At 30.8% G+C, this 13,407-nt stretch carries 5 protein-coding genes; all 5 read right to left on the bottom strand.

Going from position 1 to position 13,407, the window contains the following annotated elements:
• Positions 1-57: 57 nt before the first annotated feature.
• The 5 genes from ACX6CF_RS07650 to ACX6CF_RS07630 all read right to left on the bottom strand — a co-directional run bounded on the left by ACX6CF_RS07650 (position 58) and on the right by ACX6CF_RS07630 (position 13,090).
• The gene (locus ACX6CF_RS07650; protein ID WP_458784725.1) at positions 58-3,036 is read right to left on the bottom strand and encodes a hypothetical protein; all 2,979 of its coding nucleotides are present in this window, start codon (positions 3,034-3,036) and stop codon (positions 58-60) included.
• A 14-nt stretch (positions 3,037-3,050) separates the two neighbouring features.
• Positions 3,051-8,696 carry a hypothetical protein gene (locus ACX6CF_RS07645; protein ID WP_458784724.1) on the bottom strand — a complete coding sequence of 1,882 codons (5,646 nt, stop codon included), beginning with the start codon at positions 8,694-8,696 and terminating at the stop codon, positions 3,051-3,053.
• Positions 8,697-8,706: 10 nt separating this feature from the next.
• Complete coding sequence (locus ACX6CF_RS07640; protein WP_458784723.1) at positions 8,707-10,062, bottom strand: S-layer homology domain-containing protein; 1,356 nt, start codon at positions 10,060-10,062, stop codon at positions 8,707-8,709.
• 316 nt (positions 10,063-10,378) lie between these two features.
• Entirely contained in the window at positions 10,379-11,707 is a 1,329-nt protein-coding gene (locus ACX6CF_RS07635) for a hypothetical protein (RefSeq protein WP_458784722.1), read from the bottom strand.
• Positions 11,708-11,719: 12 nt separating this feature from the next.
• Complete coding sequence (locus ACX6CF_RS07630) at positions 11,720-13,090, bottom strand: S-layer homology domain-containing protein (RefSeq protein ID WP_458784721.1); 1,371 nt, start codon at positions 13,088-13,090, stop codon at positions 11,720-11,722.
• Positions 13,091-13,407 lie beyond the last annotated feature (317 nt).

The raw sequence follows: 13,407 nt of genomic DNA, 5'->3' as shown, positions 1-13,407 counted from the left end.
TCCTGCCTAAAAATATTTATTGATTTTTAATGGTTTGTTTGAAATTATTTTATGTAATTAGAATTTCCTATGATATTGCCAATAACCATCAGTATCGTCAACTGTAATTATTACATCATCTATCTCACTGTGACCATTACTATATTCTACAGTGAATCTAAATGTTAGATTTTCTGGAGATTTTAGACCCCATTTATGTATCATATCTTTATTCCACAGTTTACCTGACCATTGGGATGTAGTATTATCATGTTCCAAGTAGGTGAAAATATCTGGTGATTGATATAGAATTTTCACATGTACGTAATTAGCTTTCACAGAACTAGTATTGTTGATTGGAGTTGTTTTTGAACCTAATAAGAATCGTTCCCCTGACCAAAAAGTGTTACTAGTTCTAGGACTATCATCTGTTTGGGTTATAGATTGATTATATTTTATTCTGTTCTCATTCCATATAGGAGTATGGGTAACCATGCCTTCTAGGGATAAATCATTGACTTTCAGATTACAAGTAGCTTTAGCAGTACCTCCATTTCCATCATCTACTATGGCCTCTACTTTGTACTCTCCCAATTCAAGATTGATATAATTTTGAGTAAATGAATTGGTATTATAAGAATTATAACCAATTTTATAGTTATCAATTTTCATAGATTTTTTCATAGGCGCTATCATAAAAAGCTCAATCTGTAAATTAAGATCATCTTTATCAGCATCATTCATATCAATATTTATTGATACATTATCTCCTTCATAAATAAAAGTTGGAAATTTAGATGAAATTGTTACTGTTGGTGGGGTATTATTTACTAGATAGACTCGCCATTCTTTCGTTAATTGTTGACCATCATCAGATATAGCTGTCACTTTAAATTTATACCAATCTTCTTTAGTGCCTTTAGGTATGTAATAATTTATATCATTCCACAAAATATTAGTTCCTATTTTATTTCCGGTTAAACCTTGAGTGAAATTAACCTTTTTTGTTTCTAAAATTTGTTCTATTCCGTCTTCGTCAAATAATGCAAGTTCCAGGTGTACTCCGTAGGGACAAGTAGTAGTAGCGTTAAAAGTGATTAAGTTTTGATCTGTAGACACATGATTAAGAGGCTGACCCTTTTCACATTTAAGTTCAGCATCAAATTTTAGACTTAGATTAAGAATAAATGTTTTTGGTTTACTCCAAACCCCTTCAATATCTTTTACCATATATTTAATAATATAATTGGTATCTTTATTATTTATTTTGGTAGGTAATCCATTTGGCATTTTACCTAAAGTGAATTTAGTATCTGATGTATTTTTCCATTCATATTTTTCTTCTACAATACCTTTATTGGACATATCCATATGATCTAAATCATAACCACTACCATTAATATTGTTAATAATCCACTTACCACTTCGAATACTTGCTGTTACTGATAAGTTAGCAATTGGTCTTCTATGAACTAATAAATCTATATTATTCTTATTACTCCATTTACGATAATTTGAGAAATTGTTTTGGGTAGGTTCTATAGGTGTATCTTGGGCTTGGTATTCTAGACTATATCTGCCGACTTCATGAAAGGAGTTTATTGTGGTTGCTGTGTTACCTACTATGTCTGGAATGCCATTAGGATTGGTAAACATAGAATTATCAAAAGCACTGAAAACAAATCTATCTGTGAATTTTTCATCACTTTCGTAATCGTCGAATATGAATTCGTAGTCTACTCGGTCTTCATCTGAGAGTATACATACAGAAGAAGATATGATATTTCCTATAGGAAGTAAAAGGTTATCACTTGCAGATATTTTAGGATTCATTAATTCTTCATAGATAAATTTTATTTTGTTACCTTCTACTATAACGTCTAGTAGTTCGGGTTTTTGACTATCTATCTGTATAATATTTTTGAAAGGGTTACTCACATTTTTACCTCTATCTACTGCATACAATCTATAACTTCCAGTAATTGCACTAGATATTGGTAAAATAGCAGTTTCATCACAATTTCCTATTCTATATCCATCTATAGATAGGGCATTCTCTACATCTGTAAACAAGTTATAGTCTCTATTGTTTTTTAATAAGTAAACATCACAAGGCTCGTTTGTTGAAATTTTCATTTTCGTTCCGCCTTTTATAATGTGATTATCATTTGTTGATATGATAGGATCAATTCTATCAATATAAATAGGATAACTTGCAGCAGAGGTATCTCCATAATGGTCCTTTGCTGTAACACATAATTTTCCATTTACGTCCGTAGTAAATTCCGATAAATTAAATGTGAATTGGTAATCGTAGTTTTGTCCGTATTCTTTATTAGGTATATCAATATATTTTGTCTTAGTTAAAATAGTTTGACGGTTTTCATCTTTTATTTCAGCAGTTACGGTGATATCATCTTGTTCTATATCCCGCACTTTTCCTTTGACCGTAATAGATGTACTATCTTTTCCGTTCATATGCTTTCTATCAATCTGATTTGCAACATACGGTGATGTATTCATATTAAAATGTTGCGTGCGACTTGAATCTACACGATGATCAGAGGATCTGGCATACAAACTGTATGATATTGTCAATTGCATCGGGTTATAATAGTCTTTTGATACACTCATAGTATGTTCAGTTCCATCAAGGGAATGACTTTTAGAATTTTCACCATAATTACTATCGTCCCAATATATATTATGATTATTAATTCTTATATTGGCAGTTCTTGAATTGTTACTACCCCATATTGTACCAGCTGACATAGTTCCAGTACCTTTATATGTTATTTCCCAATAGTTCTCATTGTAGCCTTCTTCTACCTTTAGTATTTGGAGCTGTATTCCAGATGAATATATAGAGCAATATGTCCAGTCCTCATTTGATTCATACTGATTGATCTTTGGAACAGAAAAATTGAATTTCTGTTTCTGTGGTATAGGTATTCTTCCGTTCCATTCTATTATGTCTTGTGCATAAGAGGGTATATTAAATAATAGAAAAATACCCATAATTACTAATATAAAAGATAATAGCTTATTCTTTTTCATATTAAACACCCTTCCTATAGGTTTTCTGCTATAGCTTTCATATAACTATATCTTACAGCTCTATTTAGTGAATCAACTTCTATAACCCCTATGTAATACCCATCTTCAACAGATATGATATCTTTATCTTTTACTTCTAACCATGTACTATCTAATTCTTGGTTATATAATATTTCTTCAATGGAATCTTCATCATCAGTAAAAATCTTATACTTAAATGAAATTCCATTATTTAAGTGTTTACCTAGATGAATTTGTGTAGAACTCAAAAATTGTTTGAATTCAATTTTATTATTAAATCCACCTATATATCCAACTTGAACGCCATTCTTAGATATACAAACTTTCTCATTTCTATCTTTTAATTTTAAGGTAATAAATTTTGGTGTAATAAACATTCCATCATATTTTTCAAAGTGTTTACTTTCACCGTATTTACTGAGTGTTCCATCTCTTTTAAGACAGATTATCTCTCCTTCAAGCTTAAAGATATCTTCTACATTAGTTTCAATGATTATTAACTCATTTTTCTCAGTGTTATAGCATACATTACCCTCTGCATCTAATCCAAAGATTCCACTATATTTTCCATTATTATAATTACCTACAATATATTTGCTTATATTTCTATCTCTAAATATATTTGTATCTTTTTTAAATACCCAAGGTTGTTGGCTACCATTCGGTATTATATCTACTATATCTCTATAATATTTCACAGAGTCTAAACGATAATAGTCCTCATTATCTTTACGATAGACAGATGCTCGTCCATCAAGAATACCTATTAGTCCTATGTGTAAGCCACAATTAACAACTTTATCGAATTTTCTATTAAATTTACGATAGTTATACTCTGTCCAACCGTTTTGAGTATAATATGGAACTATGGATGAATAGAAATAACCATTATCATTCATATAGGAAACACCTTTATCATCGACAAAATAATATTTTGCGGATGATGGAACGAACATAGAATGGATATAACCACTCGAATAACATCTTTTACCATTCTTCATTATAATTATCATCTCATCATAACCGTAACCATAACCACCTCCAGGTATTATTTTTTTAATGTCATCAATTGGTATATATCTAGTAATAAGAGTTTTACAACTATTCCTATTTGAACTTCCTATAAAAGCTTCATCGTTTGTCCCTGTAATCCATGCATCTGAATCTATAAAAGTAATATTCTTGAATTTACCAAGATTATTTAATTTTGACATTAACCCTGGGTAATAACTCATACTTTCATATCTATTTCTCAGTGATTCTGAGAAATATAGGGTATCATCTTGCTTAACAACTATAAAATCATTGTAGTTGATAGGTATTAATTTTTTAACATTATTAATACCTCCCAATTCTTCTATTGGACTAGTAAAACTATAATCATCAGATCTATAATAATTATTATAGATTTTTACGATTAATTGATTGCTTAAGCTGTTTCCTACTAGTTTATAGTTATCTGTATGAAATTTCTTTTTTATTTCATCTGGATAAAATCGGATGTAACTACTTCCATAACTTGAATATCTTATATTTCCTTCTTCGTTTCTATATAACATTACTACTGAAGATTGTAACGCTACTCCATCATAATAATGATTGTTATTTTGTGTCTCTACATTATCATAATAATTTCCAGAATAAGAACCCTGATATCCACCTAAAAGTATTATTGAACCATTTCTTTTCAATCCTATAACAACCTGCCTAGTGGAAAATAATCTATCTATACTTGTCCATTTACTTTCATCTATTTTATATGCTGAATAATGATTTGTTACATAACTGCCATATGCCTTAACAGTACCATTATCATATAAAATAACGATTAAATTATTTAAGGTACAGATATCTTTAACATTAGTATAATCGAAGCTGTTAAGCTCCATTATATTATCTCCAAATTTATCTTTTGCTTTTTCTTTATCTGTTATGGCAATCTTAATTTTCTCATTATCCTTATAAATAGTTACTTCATCAGTAACTTTAATGATTTCAATATCCTCTTTCAATTGTGTTTGTAATGTAGGATTTGTAAAACACAGGCTAGATAATTGCTTGATTCCATTATCTTCATTTTTAACTTTATAAGTAATTTTAGGTAGTTCCAGTTTGTTCCCTACCAAATCAGAAATCTTAAGCTCCTGTTGTAGTAAAGTTAGATCCAGTTCTTCTCCTTCTTTGAAATTCTCATCAAACTCATATGTGACAACATTATTTTCAACTGTCACTTTATTAGGCATCACAACATTTTTTTTAGTTATATGTGTTAATTGGTCTTGCCATATATCAGTGTTTGCATTACCTATAACGTATTTACCACGTACTGGAGAGCAGTGAGCCAATTCTCTTAAAGATGCATATTGATTATTAACATCCGTTGAATAATTATTATTATTGAATTGTATATCCAACATTTCCTTATTTTGTGCTATAACATATGTCTCAAAATCATTATAGATCAAATAATCCATAAAATCTTTTGTAAGACTGGTTACTGAATAATTGTATCCATTTTCGTTTTCATAGTCATATCCATTTCCTTTTGTAAAGCAGAGAAATACTTTTTTACTATCATTGGTATAAGGGATATCCTTTACCTTTGAGAAATCCATGGAATGAATATCATAATAGAAATCATGGGGTGTAAAGGATGATGTTCGTGACCAATGATTAGTAATATTAACATTTTCATCTTCTACTCTTATGTTATTCCATGTCTGACAAAAGTTAATACCTTGCATCCATCCTTGGGTTGTTATTCTATTTGTTGACAACGTACCTATTTTATTATCAGGATTAAAAAACCGAAATTCTACGCCTGATTCTTCATATCCGTCACCTGATTTTGAGAAACTTCCTCTTTGCCATTCGGCTTTATCCCCTTTTTGGAATGAAATTGTAGGCATTGTATACCCTTGGGTAGTTTCATATTGAATCGTTGTCGAGCGATAATCATGATTATAGTTTTCTTCACTGTTACCACCTGGACCTGAAAACTCATACCTTCCGCTCTCTAAATAGTAAGAGAGATAGATATTTCTAGCATAGGTATAGTAATTCCTAATTTTATGTTGCTGTCCAGTTTTCACCTTATCCGTTATCATATGTATTTTAAATTCTTTGTTATTAGCGAATCCTTCAGCTTTTAACAAATTTAATTGAGTTTGTAATTGAATCAAATCCATATCTTTGTAGTCCGTTGCAACAACTATATCATAGACATCATTGTTACTAACATCTACTTTTACAGCTGTTACTGGTGCAATGTTATCAACTTCTGCAATACATTCTGTACCAGGTTTGTTTTTTGTATCATCTGTAAGTATATATGAAGAGTCAACAAATTCTAAAAGCCTATTATCGTGTTCTTCATATACCTTTAACTCGAACTTATATCTACCGACATGCTTAGTTTCAACGGTCACATCAGTTAAGTTTCCTGTTTCTACAGTATCGGCAAAACTAAATATGTTGCCATATGAGGTCTTGGAATCTACCCATGTATTACCATTATTGTAATACCATGTCTCATCAGAAAAAATACCATCATTATCACTATCAAAGGCATAAAACCATGCTCTTTTGGTTATAGAATCCCCATCAGGACTTGAAGACATATCAAATGCTCTTACAATAGCCTTTTTGTCATTATCTTTGTCTCGATAAACTTTCTTTATCAATGAAAAATCTGCTTTTGGTGGTGTATCCCCTACAATAGTTCTTTGTATTGTTCTTGTATTTGAATAACCTAATGTATTTGTAACAGTTAACGATATCTCTACATTACCAGTTTTCTTTGAAGTAAAAGCAATTTCCTTATCATTCAGTTTTTTATAGAAGACATCTTCTTGTTTTAAACTTCCAAGGGGTGTTATTTCCCATTTAGTCAACGTCCAATCAATAGGATATGTCTTACTTACTGCTTTAGACTTTGAGCTGTCTAGGATAACAGTTTGACCTATTTTATAATCTCCATCTTCGCTTATAATGGCTAAGGGCTTGGGGGGACACACTTCTATCTGTATACTAGCACTATCGCTCTTACCACCACTATCCGTTGCTTTGGCGGTTACAGTAAAGATGCCACTTTGTATAAATTTAGCTGAGTTTTCGCCATTTCTAGGAGAGCTATCAAGTGTTAAGCAAGATGGTTTACTAAGAGTAGGTTTCAATATTCCATCTTCTTTATCCGTTGCACTTATTCTAAGGGTTAGACTGTCACCTTGCATTACAATATTGGGTCCTGTAAGCGTAACAGATGGTGACCAATTAGTGGGTGGACTTGCTTTCTTCTTAACGACAACGTCTTTCATGGCTGTGTCAGTTTTTCCGTTACTATCTGTAACGGTTAAAGCAATAGTTATAGTTTTAGGCTCATTATAGGTTAGTTTAATGCTTTTTTTTCCTTCTTCTGTAGGTAAGGCTTTGGTTTCTACTTTCCATTGGTAGTTAACTATAGTTGCTCCTTTAGGGGCAATAGAACCTGTACCATCTGCAAGAATTTCTTCTCCTACTAGTACTTGGTCGGGGGCTGAAAGAATCGCTAGGGGGTCACCATCGGGGATGGGTGCTTTTTTGATAACATCTGTTTCTGCTTTAGCTACTGCATCACCAAAATACTTTTTCTTATATTCAACATGAACACTACTACCTGAATAGTCTTTTCTAACTTCATCGTTCATATCACTATCACCGTCCTCAATATCGTTAGGTAGATAGGTGAAAGTAAAGTCAGTGGCATAGTCTAAGCTTGTAAAATCTGTACCAGGATATAGTTTTTTTTCTTGATCTCCTATTGAAATGGCAATGTAGCGTATGTTGTTATAGTTCTCTGCATATATTTGACCTTTCTCTTCATCTGGATCAATCTTCCCACTAGCATGAATCCTAACAATTGCCTGTCCTTCACCTTTTGACATATCAAGGGTTTGTTCATCAAGTGAAGAGGTTACTTCTAAGTTAAGTGTTACGGGAACAGCTTCGGCAACGGGTTTATAATTTTCTACATGATCATAGTAAGCGTTTTGTAAATCGGATTGCGTTGGATCACTCCATTTTAAACCATTAGGTAATCCAGTTATTATTGCTTTAGTTAATTTGTTTTTTTCTTTATCAAAAAAATATAGATCAGAAAACTTTTTTACATTCGAATTATTTAATAAAACAGAAGTATCATTCTCCCATCCAGTAATGCTAGAAGGATCGACTGGTTTATTATTAGTTCCCATTGGAATACCATTAATTAAAATAACTTGAATAGCATCAGCTTCAATTTTACCTCCTACCTCACGATATATCTGTGGTACACCAGCTGTGTTAAATATATCAATCAATTCAAGATTTACTTGGTCGTTAGTTTTGTCTTTAAATTGAAAAGGAATATCACCATGAGATATTTCATCTGTACCTTCAGGAGCTATATGTACTTTCCATCCAATTGTTTTATATTTATACTTGGATGAGCTTATTTTTGAAGATACATAAAACCGGAAGGTTTGGAAACCGTCTCGATTAAAGTCTGATATTTCAACTTTTTTATTACTTCCACTACCTGTAGCCAAAGAGTTGATATTAAAGATATTAAGCATTAATACAACTATAAGTATTAGACTAATACACTTTCTTTTGTGTACCATAATTAACCTCCTATTGCCCTTCTACTAATTTGATATTATTGAGATAATGGAAACTATGAAGTGTCCATGTAGAAGTATCCCAATCTACAGGTGCGTTAGATGCGGGATTAAACATTATTACATCCACATCCACATAGTACCATTTCCCATATTGTAAGTTATCTATAGCCAAGTCCATTTCATGAAAAATATTATCAGGATTTTCATGATTATTAAATTCAAAGTACATTCTACCTCTAACTGCAGTTCCACTATCAGGACCATAAATCATCCTATAGCTATCAGTAACAAATATCATATCCTGTTGTACTTTCCATTTTTCTGTCTCATCAAACCATAATTTAACAAAGTCTTTTGGTGCAAATTCTTTATTACGGTAATACCACCAATCTTGAAAGAAATATAATGATCTATTTATAGCATTTTCTTTATTAAGTGTGGAATAATCTCGTGTAAAAAATGTCTCTAAAAACTCTTCTGTTTCTTGTGATAATGTACTGTACCAACCAATTTCTATTGGTTGATCTGTACACTTTTTATTATTTTCGTAAAAATCATTACTCACTTCATTTTCAAGTATAGGATATCCCTTTAATATCTTCATAATCTTTTCCGTACTATAAATAACCTTCCCATCCTCAACCTTATGTATATACTCAATAGGTGTATCAGGATCTAAACCACCAGTACTATCATTACCATTGTTGTTATCGTTGCCTGTATCTGTACCACCATTATCAGGTTCACTAGGAACTTCAAAAGGCTTTCGTTGTTTCTTATCTAACATACGATGAATAATAGTGCTTGCTTCGGCTCTAGTAGAGTAAGTACCAGGTTGAAAAGTACCATCAGGAAAACCAGTAATGATTCCTAGAGCATACGCATCTTTAACATCTTCCTTATATCTATAAGAAGTATTACTGAAATCTTTTACACTATTCTCAACTAAATCTCTAGTATCAGCTTTCTTTTCATTCGTAATAGCATTAACAATTATACTAGACATCTCTTCCCTAGTAATTGGCTCTTTATATTCAAAAAATTGATCTTTAATAATTAGACCTAATTCAATAGCTTTATCAATATAAGTTTGAGCCCAATAATTAGAACCATTTTCAATATCTGTATAACCTAATGCTGTAACTGTCATCTTAATAAAAGCATCAATACCAACATTAAAGTTAGATTGAAAAGTACCATCAGGAAATCCGTTAATGATACCTTTAGAAACTAAGTAATCAATACTTGGTGTTGCCCAAAATTCATTAGGAATATCTGTAAAGTTCACTTTATTTTTAGTAGCACTTACACCTACAACATTAATTATTAATGTTAATACTAAAATTATAATTGATAATTTTTTCATTTAAAACTCTCTCCTTTGATTAACATTTTTTTGTTTGTGATTATAAATTTCATTACCTTCTTTTTGCTCATTTAGATAAGGTTTTGTAGAATAATTTCTACCAGAATACTTTTTTCTTTAAACCATTCACATTCGTTACACTTATAAACCAAGTTATTTATTTCAATCATTCTCTCAATCCTTTCGTTTCTATTTACATTGTCAATTCCCCTATTTTATTGCTATTACTTATAAGCTATAAGCCTAATAAATGTTTTTAGTAAATTTGGATTAAATACATTACTGTTGTATTTCATTATTTCTATAGCTTCTATTTTTATATATGCTTTTTTCTACTATCTGTAACGGTTAAAGCAATAGTTATAGTTTTAGGTTCATCATAGGTTAGTGTAATACTTTTTTTCCCTTCTTCTGTAGGTAAGGCTTTGGTTTCTACTTTCCATTCATAGTTAACTATAGTTGCTCCTTCAGGGGCAATAGAACCTGTACCATCTGCAAGAATTTCTTCTCCTACTAGTACTTGGTCGGGGGCTGATAGAATCGCTAGGGGATCACCATCGGGGATGGGTGCTTTTTTGATAACATCTGTTTCTGCTTTAGCTACTGCATCACCAAAATACTTTTTCTTATATTCAACATGAACACTACTACCTGAATAGTCTTTTCTAACTTCATCGTTCATATCACTATCACCGTCCTCAATATCGTTAGGTAGATAGGTGAAAGTAAAGTCAGTGGCATAGTCTAAGCTTGTAAAATCTGTACCAGGATATAGTTTTTTTTCTTGATTTCCTATTGTAATTGCAATATAACGTATGTTGTTATAATCTTGTGCATACTTTTGATCAGATTTTGGATCAATTGTTCCACTAGCATGTATTCTAACAGTTGCTTGTCCTTCTCCTTTCGACATATCAAGGGTTTGTTCATCAAGTGAAGACGTTACTTCTAAATTAAGTGTTACTGGAACAGCTTCTGCAACAGGTTTATAGTTTTCTATATTATCATAATAATCTTGTAAGTTACTATATGTTGTAGTACTCCATGAGAGTCCATTAGGTAATGCTGTTAATATTGATTTTGATGTTGTTTTGCTGTTACCATCAAAACATTCACTATCTTTTTCACTATCACTAAACTTTAAAACATTAGGATTATTTAGCAAAATAGATGTATTGTCTTCCCATCCACTGATACTTGTTGGATCAACAGGTTGATTACCATTTCCCATTGGAGTACCATTAATTAGAATAACTTGAATAGCATCAGTTTCAATTTTTCCTCCTGCTTCACGATATATCTGTGATACACCAGCTGTATTAAATATATCAATCAATTCAAGATTTACTTGATCATTGGTTTTGTCTTTGAATTGGAAAGGGATGGCACCATGAAATATTTCATCTGTACTATCAGGAGCTATATGTACTTTCCATCCAATTGTCTTATATTTATACTTAGATGTACTTATCTTTGAAGATACGTAGAAACGGAAGGTTTGAAAACCATCCCCGTCAAAATCATCTATTTTAACTTTTTCATGACTACTGCCTCCACCACCGGTAGCCCAAGAGTTAACATTTAAGACGTTAAATATCAATACAACTATAATAATTAAGCTAATACATTTTCTTTTATATACCACATAAATTACCTCCTATTGCACCTCTACTAATTTGACTTTATTAAGATAATGGAAACTATAAAGCATCCAAGTAGCAGTATCCCAATCTACAGGTGCGTTAGATGCAGGATTAAACATTATTACATCTACATCCACATAATACCATTTACCATATTGTAAATTATCTATAGATAAATCCATTTCATAAAAAATATTATCAGGATTATCATGCTTAATAAACTTAAAGTACATCCTACCCCTAACAGCTTTTCCATCATCAGTACCATATACCATTCGATAGCTATCTGTTACAAATATCATATCTTGTTGTACTTTCCATTTTTCTGTTTCATTAAGCCATAACTTAACAAAATCTTTTGGGGCAAATTCTTTATCTCTATACATCCACCATCCTTGAAACCACCATAAAAGTTTATTTAATTCATTTTCTTTATTAAGCGTAGTATAATCTCGTGTAAAAAATGTTTCTAAGAAATTTTCTGTTTCAGTAGATAATTCACTATACCAACCAAGTTCTATTTCTTGATCAGTAAATATTTTATTATTCTCTTTAAAATCATTACTTACTGAATTCTCAATAATCGGATACCCCTTTAATATCTTCATAATCTTCTCAGTACTATAAACAACTTTACCATCTTCAATTCTATGAATATCTTCAACAGGTGTATTAAGATCTAACCCTGCACCATTATTATTTTCATCTGTTCCAGTAATGCCGTTATCATTACTATTATCATTATCAGGCATACTAGGTTCTACTTGTTCAATCTCAAAAGGTTCTCTTTCTTCTTTATCTATCATCCTATGAATAATAACACTAGCCTGAGCTCTAGTAGAATAAGTACCAGGTTGGAAAGTACCATCTGGAAAACCAGTGATGATTCCTAGAGCATACGCATCTTTAACATCTTCTTTATATCTATAAGAAGTATTACTGAAATCTTTTACACTATCCTCAACTAAATCTCTAGTATCAGATTTCTTTTCATTTTTAATAGCATTAACAATTATACTAGACATCTCTTCCCTAGTAATTGGCTCTTCATAATCAAAAAATTGATCTTTAACAATTAGACCTAATTCAATAGCTTTATCAATATAAGTTTGGGCCCAATAATTGGAACCATTTTCAATATCTGTATAACCTAATGCGGTAACGGTCATCTTGATAAAAGCATCAATATGGACATTAAAGTTAGGTTGAAAAGTACCATCAGGAAACCCTTTAATAACACCTATAGAAACTAGATAATTAATACTTGGTGTTGCCCAAAACTCATTTGGAATATCAGAGAATTGTTTTTGATTATCTGCACATACTCCCATTGGATTAACAGATAAAGATATTAATAGAATTATTGCTATTATTAATTTTTTCATTAAATACTACTTCCCTTCAATTTTATATTTATAACTTGCAATTTTTTATGTTATTCACCATTATTAGACATAATGTACTGTTATTTTAATATATTTGACCTATTTTTTCAATGGAATATTTTCAAATATTTGAAAAAAACTTAATTTAATTTGGCTGAGGTGTAAAAAGGTAGTGAAAAGCTAAAATAATACATTATTATTTATAAAACAACAAAAAAAGATTGCAAAACTACATAATATGATATATAATACCAGTATGTTGCACAAAAATACAAAGAAATACAATAAATTTAATTAGTATAATAAATAAAATACAT

The organism is Vallitalea sediminicola, from assembly GCF_054408565.1.
Note: the sequence above shows the minus strand (reverse complement) of the source record. Positions and strands in the feature narration are given on the sequence as shown.